The sequence below is a fragment of the Rhizobium sp. BK316 genome, assembly GCF_014193695.1.
Classification (GTDB): domain Bacteria; phylum Pseudomonadota; class Alphaproteobacteria; order Rhizobiales; family Rhizobiaceae; genus Rhizobium.
In genome coordinates this window covers 1,730,685-1,745,266 of record NZ_JACHZR010000001.1, presented here as the reverse complement: position 1 = coordinate 1,745,266, position 14,582 = coordinate 1,730,685, and the positions used below count along the sequence as shown (strand labels likewise).

Genomic DNA, 14,582 nt, shown 5'->3' with positions numbered 1-14,582 from the left:
CTGCGCGCACACCAGTCGATCTCCCTTCAATTGATTGATCATATGCGGCGCGTTCCCTCCTGCCCATAGCGTCGTTCCGACCTCGAGGCATCATGTCGGCAGCCCGCCGGCGCGGCACGTCAGGGTCCTGAACTGTTCGGCAGGCCGGCAATCTGCATCATCACGAGGTGGATGACCGGACCGCGACGATTGTTACTTGCAATGTTTATAAAAACGTCTATTACTAAACATATTGCTAAACATGAGGGTTGAGGAGTTCATGTAGGCATTTTCTGAAATTGGTGGACTTTCATGTCGGCGGGGAGCCGGCTTTGGTTCTGGGAGGAACGTATGCAAAAGAAATCGAAAGCCCTTCTCGGGCTGGCCTCGGCATTCGTCATGTCGTCGGCGCTGCCCAATCTCGCAAAAGCTGACCAACTGACACTCTGCTGGGCGGCCTGGGACCCGGCCAACGCGCTGGTCGAACTCTCGAAAGATTTCACCGCCAAAACCGGCACCGAAATGAAGTTCGAGTTTGTGCCGTGGACCAGCTATGCCGACCGCTTTCTCAACGAGCTGAACTCTCACGGAAAGCTCTGCGACCTGATCATCGGCGACAGCCAGTGGATCGGCGGCTCGGCGGAAAACGGCCACTACGTCAAGCTCAACGACTTCTTCGACAAGGAAGGCATCAAGATGGATGACTTCGTGCCGGCGACGGTGGTTGGCTATTCGGAATGGCCGAAGAATACGCCGAACTACTGGGCGCTGCCTGCCATGGGCGACGTGGTCGGCTGGACCTATCGCAAAGACTGGTTCGAGCGGCCGGAATTGCAGAAGGAATTCAAGGAGAAGTACGGCCGGGAGCTCGCCGCACCCAAGACCTACGACGAACTGAAGCAGATCGCCGAGTTCTTCCAGAAGCGCGAAATCGACGGAAAGACCGTCTACGGTGCTTCGATCTATACCGAGCGCGGTTCCGAAGGCATCACGATGGGCGTAACCAACGTGCTGTATGACTGGGGTTTCCAGTACGACAACCCTGAAAAGCCCTACGAAATGCAAGGCTTCGTCAATTCTGCCGATGCGGTGAAGGGGCTGGAATTCTACAAGTCGCTCTATGATTGCTGCACTCCGCCCGGCAGCTCCAATGTCTATATGGTCGAGTCGGCCGATGCCTTCAAATCCGGCCAGGTCGCGATGCAGATGAATTTCGCCTTCACCTGGCCTGGCCTCTACAAAGACGAGAAGGTGGGTGGCGACAAGATCGGTTTCTTCCCCAATCCGGCTGAAAAGAAACATTTCGCTCAGCTCGGCGGACAGGGCATTTCGGTTGTTTCCTATTCCGACAAGAAGGACGCTGCTCTCCAGTATATCAAGTGGTTCGCCCAGCCGGAGGTGCAGGCAAAATGGTGGCAGCTCGGCGGCTATTCCTGCCTGAAATCGGTGGTGAATGCCCCTGACTTTGCGTCCAGCCAGCCTTATGCCCAGGCTTTCCTGGACTCGATGGCGATCGTGAAGGATTTCTGGGCCGAGCCCAGCTACGCGACCCTCCTGCAGGACATGCAGAAACGCGTTCATAACTATGTCGTGGCCGGCAACGGCACCGCGCAGGAGGCGCTTGATGGCCTGGTGAAAGACTGGACCGAAGTCTTCGAGGACGATGGCAAGATCTAGTGTCCGGCTGGACGCGCAACCTTCTTGCCAGAATGGCGGCCCAGCTCGCCAAGACTGCCGGGCCGCCACATGTCTCATATACGCAAAGACCAGGTGACACCTTGAACATTTCCTCTTCCTCTATGGTCGAGAAGGCTGCAGACGCAACTGCAAGGGCGACGCCGACATCGCTTGCCCGCCGCGTCCGCGGACTATCCGATCGAGCAATCGCCTGGGTATTTATCGCGCCCACCATTATCCTGCTTCTCGCCATCAACATCTTTCCGCTGATCTGGGCGATCTATCTGTCATTCACGAATTATCGCGCCAACCGTCCGAATGCGCCGGTCCTGAACGTTGGATTGGGCAATTACGAGCGGGTACTCAATGACCCCGACATCTGGCAGGCGATGCAGACGACGGCGCACTTCGTCTTCTGGACGATCCTGCTGCAGACGGTCATCGGTTTTACGCTCGCCTATCTGATCGACCGCAAGTTTCGCGGCCACGCCTTCTGGACGACGCTGATCCTGATCCCGATGATGCTGTCTCCAGCGGTCGTCGGCAACTTCTGGCGCTTCCTCTATGAGCCGCAGATCGGTCTCTTCGCCTATGCCGTTTCCCTGGTCACCGGCATTCCGACAGCCGACATCCAGATGCTCGGCAGCGTTTCGCTGGCCCCCTGGGCGATCATTATCGTCGACACCTGGATGTGGACGCCCTACGTCATGCTGATCTGTCTGGCAGGCCTGCGTTCCATCCCCGACTATATTTATGAGGCGGCCGAGGTGGACCGCGCCTCCGCCTGGCGGCAATTCTGGTCGATCACCGTGCCGATGGCCCTGCCCTTCATCATGCTCGCGGTGCTGTTTCGCGGCATCGAGAATTTCAAGATGTTCGACATGGTGACACTGCTGACAGGCGGTGGCCCGGGTTCGACCACCGAGGTTGCCTCCATCACCCTGAAGCGGGCCGCCTTCGAAAGCTGGGCAACCGGACGGGCGTCGGCCTTTGCCATCGTCCTCTTCGTTGCCGTGTTCGGCCTCGCGAACATCTACGTCAAGGCACTCAACAAGGTGAAGCAGCGATGAGCTCGGTTACCTCAGCCCATTCGGTCGTCGAGCCGAGCCCGACCAGCAAGCGGATCGCCGGCGCCATCGTGATCCTCTACGCTCTGATCACGATGATCCCGCTCGTCTGGATTTTCCTGACCAGCATCAAATCTCCGCCGGATTCCATCAGCTATCCTCCGAAGATCGTCTTTGCGCCGACGTTGGAAGGCTACTGCAATCTGCTGACGACGAGAACGCGCCAGACGCCGGAATACATCGCTTCCCTGCCTGCACCGACCGGCACCTGTGATGAGGTGACCCGCAAGCGAAACATGGTCATTGCGGGTCCCTCGAATTTCCTGCCACGCTTTGCCAATTCTCTGGTGATTGCCTTCGGCTCGACGTTTCTGGCCGTATCGTTGGGAACCCTGGCCGCCTACGGTTTCTCCCGTTTCAGGGTGCCGTTCGCCGACGACCTTCTGTTCTTCATCCTGTCGACGCGCATGATGCCGCCCATCGCGGTCGCCATACCGATCTATCTGATGTATCGCGAGCTTGGCCTCTCAGACACGGCGCTGGGCATGATCCTGCTCTACACGGCAGTCAACGTCTCGCTCGCCGTCTGGTTGCTTAAAGGCTTCATCGACGAGATCCCGCGCGAATATGAAGAGGCTGCGATGATCGACGGCTACACCCGGCTGCAGGCCTTCTGGAAAGTCGTTCTGCCGCAGGCAACCACGGGCATCGCCGCCACTGCGATCTTCTGCCTGATCTTTGCCTGGAACGAATATGCCTTTGTCGCATTGCTGACCTCGGGTGAAGCCCAGACGGCACCGCCATTCATCCCGACCATCATCGGCGAAGGCGGCCAGGACTGGCCTGCCGTTGCTGCGGGAACAACGATCTTCCTGATCCCGATCCTCGTCTTTACCATTCTGCTGCGCAAGCAGCTCTTGCGCGGCATCACCTTCGGAGCGGTTCGCAAATGACCCATCTCATCGAGACCCCACGCCCATCCCGCCGGAAGCGCCCCTTCTTTTTGCGCCGGGGACCTATGGAGAATATCGCGACCGCCTTGATTGCCGTCGGTTTCCTCATGCTCTTCCAGCCGTTCCTTCTCGTCCTCTATACCTATTCGTTGGTAACGCTGCTCGCAGGCACCGCCATGTTCATCATCGTCTCGAAGTTTCCGGAGTGAACCATGGCGGACATCAGGATAGAAAATCTCCGCAAGCAGTTCGGCAGCTTCGTAGCGGTGCAGGATTCGAGCTTCGTCATCCATGACGGCGAGTTCCTGGCACTGCTCGGCCCCTCTGGCTGCGGTAAGACGACGACGCTTCGCATGATCGCCGGCCTGGAATTGCCGACCAGCGGCAAGATCTACCTTGATGGGGAGGACGTCACCTTCAATCGCGCCAGCGCCCGCGACATTGCCTTCGTCTTCCAGCTTTTTGCGCTCTATCCCCATATGAATGTGCGCAGGAACATCGGCTTCCCGCTCCTGTCGCAAGGCATGCCGAAGGCCGAGATCCGTCAGCGCGTCGAGGAGACTGCGCGGCTGCTGCAGATCGATCATATCTTGAACCGGTCCGTCTCCGGACTTGCTGGCGGCGACCGCCAGCGCGTGGCTCTCGGCCGCGCGATCGTGCGCCGTCCGAAGTGTTTTCTGATGGATGAACCGCTTGGTACGCTGGACGCCGAATTCCGCGAGGTGATGGTCCATGAGCTGCGCGAACTGCATAATCGCATCCACGCGACGACGGTTTACGTGACCCATGATCAGCATGAGGCGATGGCGATGGCCGACAAGATCGCGGTCATGAACCATGGCGTCATCGAACAATTCGGCACGCCGCAGGAAATCTACAGCAAGCCGGCCACCATGTATGTCGCTGACTTCATCGGATCGCCGCCAATGAATTTCATGCGCTTCACGTCGGGTCTCAAGTCGGGAGCGCAGTCGATATCGCTCAACGGCGTCGACGTCAGCGTTCCCGAGGTGCACCAGGACTTGGCCGAGTCGGAGCTTGCGCTCGGCGTCAGGCCCGAACATATCCGCCTCAGCGACGCGTCACCGTTGCGCGGAGCCGTCTATGGCAGCGAATATCTCGGAACCAATCAGGTCGTGGCAATCGAGACATCGAGCGGCGTGATCAAGGCACGCGTTCCGGCAAACCGGGATTTCCGTATTGGCGAGACTGTTGGCCTTGAATTCAATCCGGGCAAGCTTGCGCTGTTCGACTGCAAGTCGGGCCGCGCTATTGCCTCGGCACTCTATTCGGAGGCTCAACATGGCTGACGTCGTTCTCAAGGGGCTCGACAAGCGTTTCGGCGACACTCAGGCTCTGGCTGATCTCAACCTTTCCATCCGTGACGGTGAATTCGTCGTTCTGCTCGGGCCGACGGGTGCTGGCAAGACGACCACGTTGCGCCTTATTGCGGGGCTGGAACAGCCCGACGGTGGACGCATCGAAATCGGCGGCCGCAATGTCGCAAGCGAAGCTCCCGCTGAACGGGATGTCGCCTTCGTCTTTCAACAATATTCGCTGTATCCGCATATGACGGTTTACGACAACCTTGCCTTTCCGCTGCGAGCCCCGGCGCGCCGGCTTGCGAGCGAAGATATCGACCGCCGCGTCCGGGAAATTGCGCGCATGGTCAGGATCGATCACAAGCTGGAGAACCGTTCGACACGTCTGTCGGGCGGCGAAATGCAGCGCGTTGCGATCGGCAGGGCGCTGGTGCGCAGGCCTGCCATTTATCTGATGGACGAACCGCTCTCGTCGCTCGACGCGAAACTGCGCGCAGAACTGCGCCTGGAACTGAAGCGCATCCAGACGGAACTCGGCTCGACCCTGCTCTATGTAACTCACGACCAGGTCGAGGCGATGACCATGGCGGATCGGATCGGCATTGTCTCGGAAGGACGGCTGTTGCAAGTCGGAACGCCGCGCGAAATCTATGGCAATCCGGCCAGCCTTCATGTCGCCGCGCGCCTTGGCCAGCCACACATCAACCTGTTGCCGGCCGATCTTCTTCCTGGTGCCAATCCGCCGCCGGGAACGAAGACGGTCGGCGCGCGAACCGAGCACCTTGATATCGTCGTCGATCAGAACGCCAGTGCGAAGATCGACTGGATCGAGCATCTGGGGGACCAGAACCACCTTCACATCAAGGTGCGCGACCATAAGCTGGTCACGCTTGCCGATCCATATCTCGCAATCCGGCCGGGTGATCGAATAAGCTTGACACTGCGCGATCCACTCTATTTCGACGCAAGCGGCCAGCGCCTTGGATAAGCCACCGAAAGAAACGAACTCATTGGCATAAAAGACGGATCTGTCTCCATGAAACACTTCTTCAACCGCCGGGAAACCATCGTCACCGAAGCCTTGGACGGCCTGATCCAGACGAGCAGCGCCGGTCGTCTAGCCCGTCTCGACGCGTTTCCAGAGATCAAGGTGATCCTCCGGGCCGATTGGGACAAGTCGAAGGTAGCAATTATCTCAGGCGGAGGGGCGGGGCACGAGCCCTCACATGCGGGCTTCGTCGGCAGGGGCATGCTCACCGCAGCTGTATCCGGCGAAATCTTTGCCTCGCCGAGCGTCGATGCGGTGCTGACGGCGATCCGCGCCGTAACCGGCCCCAAAGGTGTCCTGCTGATCGTCAAGAACTATACGGGCGATCGCCTTAATTTTGGTCTCGCCGCCGAAAAGGCGCGTGCCGAAGGTTTCGACGTCGAGATGGTCATCGTTGCCGACGATATCGCGATCCCCGGCATCATCCAGCCCCGCGGCGTTGCCGGTACGCTGTTCGTGCACAAGATCGCCGGCTATCATGCCGAGGCCGGCGCCGGGCTCAAGACGGTGGCGGGCCTGGCGAGCGCCGCAGCGGACAGCATCGTCTCGCTCGGCATGTCGCTTTCGACCTGCAGCGTGCCGGGCCAAACGCATGAGGATCGACTGGGCGCCAATGAAGGCGAACTCGGTCTCGGTATTCACGGCGAGCCCGGGGTCGAGCGTATTTCCCTGCAGCCGATTGCCGATTTGGTCGCGACGATGACCGAGCGACTGGCGGCGAAGCTCGAGGGTGCGGCAGATCATGCGCTGCTGATCAACAATCTTGGCGCCGTGCCCCCGCTTGAAATGGGGGTCATCGCCAATGCTGTCCTGTCGTCGCAGATCGCCAACCGTGTTCGGCTTATCATTGGGCCGGCACCGATGATGACCGCTCTCAACATGAACGGCTTTTCCCTGTCGCTCATTCGACTGGACGCCGACCGTGAAGCCGCCCTTAGGGCCACCGTCGAACCCCATGCCTGGCCGCCCGCAACCGAACGGCATGAGATCGCTATCCTTCCTGCGCCTCAACGGGCGTCGCGACAGAGCGATACAGTACCCGCCAGCGACAACAGCAACAATCGTCGCCTCCTGACTGCGCTTTGCGAGCATCTGATTTCGCTCGAGAGCGAGCTTAACCGCCTGGATGGCCGGGTTGGTGATGGCGATACCGGCTCCACCGTTGCGACCGGAGCCCGCAGCATTCTTGCCCGCATCGACACACTTCCACTGAAAGATCCTGCCGCGACAATGGCCTCCATCGGCGAAATCCTGAGCACGAGCATGGGCGGCTCCAGCGGTGTCCTTCTCTCGATCTTCTTCACGGCCGCATCCAAGTCCATGGCAGAAAAGGACGATTTCGCCGCTGCCCTGCTTGCCGGCCTTGATCGGATGACGTTCTATGGAGGCGCTGTTGTGGGCGACCGCACAATGGTCGACGCACTGGCTCCCGCGCTTGCCGCCCTTTCATCAGGGGACGTCGCAGCCGCGGCAAGAGCGGCGACGGCAGGTGCTCAGTCGACAAGGGCGATGCGACAGGCAAGGGCCGGTCGTGCCTCCTACGTTGGCGAAAAGGATCTCGAAGGCGTGCCCGATCCCGGTGCTGTCGCCGTGGCAGGCGTTTTTGAAGTGGCGGCAGCGCTCGTATGAGTTCTGAACGCAGGAGGGTTTCGGGTGCAGGCAGAACCGGTTCTTCTCATGGGATTGATCGAAGCTTGCCGCGCGACGATCGCGGCAAACAGCGAGCACCTGTGCGCGCTTGATCGCGCCATTGGTGACGGCGATCATGGAACGAACATGCGGCGTGGCTGCGAGGCGGTGAGCGCCGAGGACGCCTCCGTTTCAGCCCTTCCCTTGCCTGACGCGCTTGAGAAAATTGGCTTGACGCTCGTGATGAACATCGGCGGAGCGGCAGGCCCGCTTTACGGGACGCTACTCATGGAGATGGGCCGCGAGCTCCGTACCCCGGACGAGGAGAAGGATTTTCCGTCGGCGTTGAAACAGGCGATCAACGCCGTCGCGCGTCGTGGCCGCTCACATGCCGGGGACAAGACGCTTCTTGATGTTCTCTATCCCGTTCAGGACGCGCTCGCACATCGATTGCCTCTGACGGACATCGCACGCCAGGCCGAACTTTCTGCCGAGCTTACTGCTGCGATGAGGGCCATGCGCGGGCGTGCCTCCTATCTCGGAGACAGGTCGATCGGCCATATCGATCCGGGCGCCTCAAGTTGTGCGCTGCTGACAACGGCGATCTGCCGCTACCTCGAGGAGTACCGACCGGTATGAATGGGAACAGGCCTAACGTTGGGATTGTGATTGTTTCCCACTCGCCTCTGGTTGCACGTGGTACCGCCGATATGGTGCGGCAGATGGTCGGCGACAGTGTGCCGCTTGCCTGGTCGGGCGGCAACAGTCACGGCGAACTTGGGACGGATGCCCGCGGCATTCTCAAAGCCATCGAGGAGGCTTGGTCGGACGCAGGCGTTGCCGTCTTCGTCGATCTTGGGGGAGCTGAAACCAACAGTGAAATGGCGGTTGAGATGCTCGGCCTGCCGCGGTCGAAACAGGTATCGATCTGCAATGCGCCCGTCGTGGAGGGAGCTGTTATTGCGGCGGCCGAGGCCTCCGGCGGCGCATCGCTGACCAAGGTCATTGCGACGGCAGAGGAGCTGTCACCCTGATGAGCGGCGGATTGCGCATAGGAAGCCGTGAGGGCGAACAGATACATGCCAGCTGCCAGACGGAGGTCGAGGTCAAGCATGCTGTTGGGCTGCATGCTCGGCCCTCGGTTACCTTCACGCGGCTTGCAAAGTCGTTTCCCTGCTCGATCGAAGTCGCGATCAACGGCAGCGATGTCTGGCTGAATGGCAAGAGCATCATCAAGATCATGGGTGCCAGGATCCGCAAGGGATCGTTGCTCAAGATTCGCGCCGAGGGGATCCTCGCCGAGGAAGCGACCCGCGCATTGAAGGGCCTCGTCGAACGTAACTTCGATGAGGAAAAGAAGCATGGCCGCACCGCCTAGACTGAAAGCCACGAGTGCATCGCCAGGCGTTGCGACCGGCCCGGCCTATGTCGCGACGCCGATGGCCGCTGCTGCGTCGCCGCCCTCAAGCCTTTCCGGCCATACCGAACTCGGCGATGCCATCGAGAAGGCCATCCGCGACCTACGCGACCTTGCAGCCGGGACAGACCCAGAGAGTGGCGAAATCATCGAGTTTCAGATCGAAGTGCTCCAGGACCCGACGTTGATGGAGATGGCCGGCGCGCGGATCGATGCGGGCGAAAATATAGTGTTTGCCTGGGTCGGGACACTCGATGCCTATATTCGCGACCTGGAATGCGTAGAGGAAGACCAATTGCAGGCACGTGCCGTCGACATTCTCGACGTCAAGAATCGTGTCCTGTCGATCCTGACCGGGACGCCGATCGATGACTTTCCGGCCGGCTCCATCTATGTTGGGAAAGACATGGAGCCCAGTCGGTTCCTCGCACATGACTGGTCGGCAGGTGGGGGTATCGCTCTTTATGCGGGCAGCGCAGTCGGCCATGTGGCGCTGCTTGCCAGGTCTCGCTCGGTCCCGATGGTCATTGGCGCCGGTCGCTTCACGACAGAGAAGGGACAACACATCGGTGTTGATGGCGATTCTGGTATCATCATGCTTCAGATAGCCAAACAGAGCGCGACGACGGGTCCGCTTGACCATCGCCTGACAAGCACGGCATCGGCAGCCGACAACGGCATTTTGCACACGACAGACGGTTGCCAGGTCCTGCTGGCCATCAATGTCAATGCTCCCGAGGAAATCGATGCGATCGACGTTGCGACAACCGCCGGCATCGGATTGATGCGTTCGGAATTCGCCCTGACGTCGCTTGGGGATGCCGCGAATGAAGAAAAGCAGTTTGCAATCTACCGCCGTCTGCTGGATTGGGCAGATGGCCGGTCAACGACAATACGCATGCTGGATATAGGCGGCGACAAGCCGCTCGCCGGATTGACCGACGTACCCTCGCTACGCGGTATCCGTCTTCTGCTTGCCCGGCCGGAGATCGCGCGGGTTCAAGCCCGCGCGCTTTTGCGTGCGGCGGTCTTCGGCAGTCTTCAGATCATGCTGCCGATGGTGATGTTTCCATCCGACGTCGATGATATTAGGCAGATCTATCGCGAAGAATCCGACGCGCTCTCCCGACGGGGCGTGCCGCATCGCATGCCTCCCGTCGGGATGATGGTGGAAGTCCCGGCCGCCGCGCTCATGCTGGACGAGTTCGAAAGCGCAGACTTCTTTTCGTTTGGGACGAACGACCTTGCGCAATATCTCGTCGCATCGCCACGCGAGGATGCCGACTTTACGCTTTACCAGGCCAAGGCGGTGCCGGCCGTCCTGCGCCTTTTGACCCAGGCCATAAGACTCGCCGGAAGCAAACCGATCAGCATCTGCGGCGACATGGCCGGGGATCCATCCCTGACCGCGGATCTGCTTGCCGCAGGCATACGGCATTTTTCCGTGGCGCCCGCTCGACTTCCCGCGATAAGATCGGCAATCGTCGGCCTGAAGGCAGATGGCACAAAGGCAGCCGGAGAATAGGATGGCGCGCGAAGATACCGAGGACGCCATTATCGCCTACAAGTCCATTCTGGCGCAAATCATCGACAACAGGCCTTCTGGAACACGCCAGCGGCTCGCCACGGAACTTGGCAAACATCGCAGTTTCGTCACGCAGATAACAAGCCCGACCTACGCGACACCTCTTCCTGCGCGCCATCTCGCCACGATCTTCCGGGTGTGCCATTTCAGTGCTGCTGAACAGGAGCGCTTTCTGGATGCTTATCAAGCTGCACATCCGGGCAAGCTGCCTGAACTTGGCGCCTCGGAAAAACTGCGGCATCTTTCGCTGATGGTGCCCGATTTCGGCGACGAGAGACGCAACCGGCTGCTGGAGGAAGCGATTGGCGATCTGGTGCAGAAGATTGCCGCAATTTCCGGGCTGTCGGATTAAGCAAGCCCTTGTGGCGGACGCAAAAGGATTGGCATGATCATCGCCTTGGGAGGGGCTTGATGAAGAAATTCATGAACACAGCGGAGACTATGGTCGCCGAAAGCATCGAAGGCTTTGTGCGCGCCCATCAGGAGTTCGTTGTGTTCGGCACCGACCGCAAATGTATCCGCCGCCGTGAGCTGGTTCCTGGCAAGGTCGCCATCATTTCGGGTGGCGGGGCAGGCCATGAGCCGATGCATATCGGCTTCATCGGTCGCGGCATGCTCGATGCCGCCTGCGTAGGGCATATCTTCACGTCGCCCACGCCCAGCCAGATCGTTAGCGCGATAGAGGAAGCAGACACCGGCGCCGGTTGCCTGCTTGTCGTCAAGAACTACGATGGCGACGTCATGAACTTCGAAATGGCGTCAGAGATGGCGTCGCACCGGCATAGAATTGAAATGGTCCTTGCCTGCGACGACATCGAAACGACGAGGGGCGGCGACAGTCGTGGGCGACGCGGGGTTGCCGGTACTCTGATTGTAGAAAGGCTGCTTGGAGCGGCCGCCGAGGAGGGCCGGTCCCTTTCGGAACTAAAAGCCTTCGGCAACAGCCTCTCCTCACGCATCCGGTCGATGGGCGTTGCCCTGACCGGTGTCGCGGTGCCGGACACCCAGCGCACGACCTTCGCACTCGGGCCGAACGAGGTGGAAATGGGCGTCGGCATTCATGGGGAGCCTGGCCATTCGAGAGAGCGTTTCTCCAATGCTGACACGATCGTCAGGTATCTCAGCGAGGCAATTCTCAACGATACCAGCCGCAGCACAGACAGAGCATTTCTCTTCGTGAACGGACTTGGCGGCACACCGCCTGCTGAACTCTATCTTGCCTATAATTCAGCCCTTCGCATCATGTCGGAATACGGCCTTCACATCGAGCGTTCCCTTGTTGGCACCTATGCCACTTCGCTCGACATGCAGGGCCTTTCCATCACGCTCGCATTCCTCACGGACGAGGAGCTTTCTCTATGGGATTCGCCCATTGCTACAGCGGCATTGCGCTGGAGGTGCTAATGCATGTCGCGCAAAACTGTGCAGCGGTTTCGCGATAACGACATGCGAAAACAAAAGCTTAAAGCGTGGCAAGCGAATCCTGGGGATCGCGACACGCTTTAGGCGTCCCGCGATCAGCCGGTTTTCCGGTGCGGAAATCTCGTGATCCCGATCAAGATCGGTTTTTGGACGTCAACGGGTATATGCAATCGTTTTGCCGAGGATTCGACCGATAGCCGTTTCGGGAAGGCCAAGATCGCGAACGCTGCTCATATGATTGGAGCCTTCGAGCCTTTCGCTGGCGACCGACAGTCCTTGTTGTCGCAAGCGCAATGAGAAGGCGTCCGCCTGCTGATGAAACGGCGGCGTTTCTTCGGCACCCACCGCGATGACGGTGTGACAGCCCTCGTCAAAGGAATGCAGCATCGGGGAAAAGTCAGTAACCTCTCTATCGGTAATGGCGATCTCGGAGCGCAGAAACGATGATTGCAGGGGCTTCAGGTCGTAAAGTCCCCCAAGCAGGAGGGCTGCCGACACGCCCGAGAAAGCCTCCTGTCGATGAAACAGGAAGCTCGCAAGATGCGCGCCGGCGGAATGACCGCTGACCGTAAAGCGCGAGGCGTCACCGCCGTGGCTCGCGATGTGTTCGAGCACCCATTGCTTGGCCCGCCGAACCTGATCGACGAGCACCTCCATCCGGACATGCGGCATCAGGGCGTAATCGACAATGACGGCGATCGCGCCTGTGCCGGTAATGGTGTCGGCGACATAGGAGTAGTCGCGCTTGGAAAACATCCGCCAGTAGCCGCCGTGGATGAACATGTGCACCGGCAGCCCGTCACGCGTGCCTTCCGGGTAGAAGATGTCCAGGGTTTCGCTTGCATCGTCTCCGTAGGAGATTTCCTTCATGCGGAGCCTCGCCCGCGTCGAAGCACTCCTTGCCCTGATCTCCGACACGATGGCGTCGAATTCGCGCACATGTCCCCGTATGCGAAACGGATCGGTCTCCAAAAATGTCTCCTCCGCGTCAGAAGCTCGTTGCGATATATTTGGCTTCCATGAATTCGGCGATGCCATGATGCTGCCCGCCCTCACGGCCGAGACCACTCTGCTTGACGCCGCCAAAGGGCGCTGCCGGATCGGAAACCAGACCCCGGTTGAGCGCGATCATGCCTGCCTCCAAAGCGGAGGAAACACGCAATCCCCGTGCTATGTCGCGCGTGAAGACATAGGCGGCAAGACCGTATTCGGTGTCGTTGGCACGCCTTATCACTTCGTCTTCGGTCTTGAACCTGTAAAGAGGTGCAACCGGTCCGAAGATTTCCTCATGCGACATCTCGACACCATCGGGCATGTCGACGAGCACTGTCGGTGGGTAGAAGTAACCCGGCCCGGCAGGGGTCTCGCCGCCGCAGGTGACGCGCGCACCCTTTGCTTTCGCATCATCCACCAGGCGATCAATCTTCTCCACCGCCTTTGGCGTGATCATCGGCCCGCATTCGGTGAGGGCATCGACACCGGGACCGACGTTGAGAGCTGCCATTCTTTTGGTCAGCCCCTCTGCGAAAGACTCGTAGATTCCCGACTGGACGTAGAGACGGTTTGCGGCGGTACAGGCTTCGCCGGCATTGCGCATCTTCGCAACCATTGCGCCGTCGAGTGCTGCCTCCAGATCGGCGTCGTCAAACACGATGAACGGAGCGTTGCCACCGAGTTCCATAGAACACGAGATGACATGCTTGGCCGCTTCAGCGAGAAGCAGGCGGCCAACGCCTGTGGAGCCTGTAAACGAGAGTTTTCTGACGCGCGGATCCGCGAGAATGGCGGCGCTGAATGGGGCGGGAGTGCTTGTCGTCAAGACGTTGACGACGCCTGACGGCACGCCGGCCTCCTCATAGATCGAGGCCAGTGCGTAGGCCGTCAGTGGCGTCTCGCTTGCCGGCTTCAGGATGACGGTGCAGCCAGCAGCAAGCGCCGGGGCGATCTTTCGCGTGGCCATTGCAGCCGGGAAATTCCAGGGCGTGATCAGCAGGCAGATGCCGATCGGCTGGTAATCGACAATGATCCGGTTGGCTCCTGACGGAGCGATACCGAATTCTCCCGTTATACGCACGGCCTCTTCCGCATTCCAGCGGAAGAACTCGGCGGCATAGGCGACCTCGCTGCGGGCGTCGCGCAGCGCCTTGCCGTTCTCCAGGGAGATCAAGGTGGCAAGCATTTCGGAACGCTCGATCATCAGTTCGAAACAGCGTCGCAAAATCTCCGAGCGCTTGCGCGGCGGTGTCGACCGCCAGCCAGGCGCAGCCCGGGATGCGGCCTCGACGCTCGCCTGCGCATCCTCGATGGTGGCGTCCGCTACAACAGCAAGAAGCATCCCGGTCGAGGGGTCGGTCACATCGATCTTGCGCCCGCTTTTCGATTGCCGCCAGCTCCCATCGATATAGAGGCCGCGGGCTGCGGCCTCAATGTCTGGCAGGTGGGGGTCGATCTGCTGCATTTGCTGGGCAATGGTCATTTTATTC

The 14,582-nt window shown here is 59.9% G+C and carries 15 protein-coding genes; 13 read left to right on the top strand and 2 right to left on the bottom strand.

The window, feature by feature from the left end; genetic code table 11:
• Window positions 1–330: 330 nt before the first annotated feature.
• The 13 genes from FHT87_RS07890 (at window position 331) to FHT87_RS07830 (ending at window position 12,081) form a co-directional block, all read left to right on the top strand.
• Entirely contained in the window at window positions 331–1,656 is a 1,326-nt protein-coding gene (locus FHT87_RS07890; protein ID WP_183800806.1) for an ABC transporter substrate-binding protein, read from the top strand.
• 101 nt (window positions 1,657–1,757) lie between these two features.
• Window positions 1,758–2,726 (top strand): sugar ABC transporter permease, encoded by a 969-nt coding sequence (locus tag FHT87_RS07885; protein ID WP_183800803.1) that lies wholly within the window; start codon window positions 1,758–1,760, stop codon window positions 2,724–2,726.
• Complete coding sequence (locus FHT87_RS07880; RefSeq protein WP_183800800.1) at window positions 2,723–3,676, top strand: carbohydrate ABC transporter permease; 954 nt, start codon at window positions 2,723–2,725, stop codon at window positions 3,674–3,676. The genes FHT87_RS07885 and FHT87_RS07880 overlap by 4 nt, the downstream gene beginning before the upstream one ends.
• Entirely contained in the window at window positions 3,673–3,885 is a 213-nt protein-coding gene (locus FHT87_RS07875) for a hypothetical protein (RefSeq protein WP_183800798.1), read from the top strand. The genes FHT87_RS07880 and FHT87_RS07875 overlap by 4 nt, the downstream gene beginning before the upstream one ends.
• 3 nt (window positions 3,886–3,888) lie before the next feature.
• Window positions 3,889–4,986, top strand: coding sequence for an ABC transporter ATP-binding protein (locus FHT87_RS07870; protein ID WP_183800795.1), 1,098 nt, complete (start codon window positions 3,889–3,891; stop codon window positions 4,984–4,986).
• Window positions 4,979–5,986, top strand: a complete 1,008-nt coding sequence (locus FHT87_RS07865; protein ID WP_183800793.1) for an ABC transporter ATP-binding protein — start codon at window positions 4,979–4,981, stop codon at window positions 5,984–5,986. Before FHT87_RS07870 ends, FHT87_RS07865 begins: the two co-directional genes overlap by 8 nt.
• A 48-nt stretch (window positions 5,987–6,034) precedes the next feature.
• The gene (locus tag FHT87_RS07860) at window positions 6,035–7,675 is read left to right on the top strand and encodes a dihydroxyacetone kinase subunit DhaK (RefSeq protein WP_183800790.1); all 1,641 of its coding nucleotides are present in this window, start codon (window positions 6,035–6,037) and stop codon (window positions 7,673–7,675) included.
• A 48-nt stretch (window positions 7,676–7,723) separates the two neighbouring features.
• Window positions 7,724–8,314, top strand: a complete 591-nt coding sequence (gene dhaL, locus FHT87_RS07855; protein ID WP_183801100.1) for a dihydroxyacetone kinase subunit DhaL — start codon at window positions 7,724–7,726, stop codon at window positions 8,312–8,314.
• Window positions 8,311–8,709 (top strand): dihydroxyacetone kinase phosphoryl donor subunit DhaM, encoded by a 399-nt coding sequence (gene dhaM, locus FHT87_RS07850; protein ID WP_183726945.1) that lies wholly within the window; start codon window positions 8,311–8,313, stop codon window positions 8,707–8,709. Before dhaL ends, dhaM begins: the two co-directional genes overlap by 4 nt.
• Complete coding sequence (locus tag FHT87_RS07845; RefSeq protein ID WP_183800787.1) at window positions 8,709–9,053, top strand: HPr family phosphocarrier protein; 345 nt, start codon at window positions 8,709–8,711, stop codon at window positions 9,051–9,053. The genes dhaM and FHT87_RS07845 overlap by 1 nt, the downstream gene beginning before the upstream one ends.
• Entirely contained in the window at window positions 9,037–10,617 is a 1,581-nt protein-coding gene (locus FHT87_RS07840; RefSeq protein ID WP_183800784.1) for a putative PEP-binding protein, read from the top strand. The genes FHT87_RS07845 and FHT87_RS07840 overlap by 17 nt, the downstream gene beginning before the upstream one ends.
• A gap of 1 nt (window position 10,618) precedes the next feature.
• Window positions 10,619–11,029 (top strand): hypothetical protein, encoded by a 411-nt coding sequence (locus FHT87_RS07835; protein WP_183726935.1) that lies wholly within the window; start codon window positions 10,619–10,621, stop codon window positions 11,027–11,029.
• 59 nt (window positions 11,030–11,088) lie between these two features.
• On the top strand, window positions 11,089–12,081 hold the full coding sequence (locus FHT87_RS07830) for a dihydroxyacetone kinase subunit DhaK (RefSeq protein WP_183726933.1): 993 nt from the start codon (window positions 11,089–11,091) through the stop codon (window positions 12,079–12,081).
• Window positions 12,082–12,252: 171 nt separating this feature from the next.
• Here FHT87_RS07830 and FHT87_RS07825 read toward each other — a convergent pair whose 3' ends face one another.
• Both FHT87_RS07825 and FHT87_RS07820 read right to left on the bottom strand, forming a co-directional pair.
• On the bottom strand, window positions 12,253–13,071 hold the full coding sequence (locus tag FHT87_RS07825) for an alpha/beta hydrolase (protein ID WP_183726931.1): 819 nt from the start codon (window positions 13,069–13,071) through the stop codon (window positions 12,253–12,255).
• A gap of 16 nt (window positions 13,072–13,087) precedes the next feature.
• A complete protein-coding gene (locus tag FHT87_RS07820; protein WP_183726929.1) occupies window positions 13,088–14,575 on the bottom strand; it encodes an NAD-dependent succinate-semialdehyde dehydrogenase in 1,488 nt (495 codons plus the stop codon).
• Window positions 14,576–14,582: the final 7 nt, after the last annotated feature.

Excerpts from the sequence above, each read along its gene's own strand:
- FHT87_RS07890 (WP_183800806.1), top strand. The coding sequence starts at position 331 with ATGCAAAAGAAATCGAAAGCCCTTCTCGGGCTGGCCTCGGCATTCGTC.
- FHT87_RS07845 (WP_183800787.1), top strand. The coding sequence starts at position 8,709 with ATGAGCGGCGGATTGCGCATAGGAAGCCGTGAGGGCGAACAGATACAT.
- FHT87_RS07840 (WP_183800784.1), top strand. The coding sequence starts at position 9,037 with ATGGCCGCACCGCCTAGACTGAAAGCCACGAGTGCATCGCCAGGCGTT.
- FHT87_RS07835 (WP_183726935.1), top strand. The coding sequence starts at position 10,619 with ATGGCGCGCGAAGATACCGAGGACGCCATTATCGCCTACAAGTCCATT.
- FHT87_RS07875 (WP_183800798.1), top strand. The coding sequence starts at position 3,673 with ATGACCCATCTCATCGAGACCCCACGCCCATCCCGCCGGAAGCGCCCC.
- dhaM (WP_183726945.1), top strand. The coding sequence starts at position 8,311 with ATGAATGGGAACAGGCCTAACGTTGGGATTGTGATTGTTTCCCACTCG.
- FHT87_RS07880 (WP_183800800.1), top strand. The coding sequence starts at position 2,723 with ATGAGCTCGGTTACCTCAGCCCATTCGGTCGTCGAGCCGAGCCCGACC.
- FHT87_RS07870 (WP_183800795.1), top strand. The coding sequence starts at position 3,889 with ATGGCGGACATCAGGATAGAAAATCTCCGCAAGCAGTTCGGCAGCTTC.
- dhaL (WP_183801100.1), top strand. The coding sequence starts at position 7,724 with ATGGGATTGATCGAAGCTTGCCGCGCGACGATCGCGGCAAACAGCGAG.
- FHT87_RS07860 (WP_183800790.1), top strand. The coding sequence starts at position 6,035 with ATGAAACACTTCTTCAACCGCCGGGAAACCATCGTCACCGAAGCCTTG.
- FHT87_RS07865 (WP_183800793.1), top strand. The coding sequence starts at position 4,979 with ATGGCTGACGTCGTTCTCAAGGGGCTCGACAAGCGTTTCGGCGACACT.
- FHT87_RS07820 (WP_183726929.1), bottom strand. The coding sequence starts at position 14,575 with ATGACCATTGCCCAGCAAATGCAGCAGATCGACCCCCACCTGCCAGAC.
- FHT87_RS07830 (WP_183726933.1), top strand. The coding sequence starts at position 11,089 with ATGAAGAAATTCATGAACACAGCGGAGACTATGGTCGCCGAAAGCATC.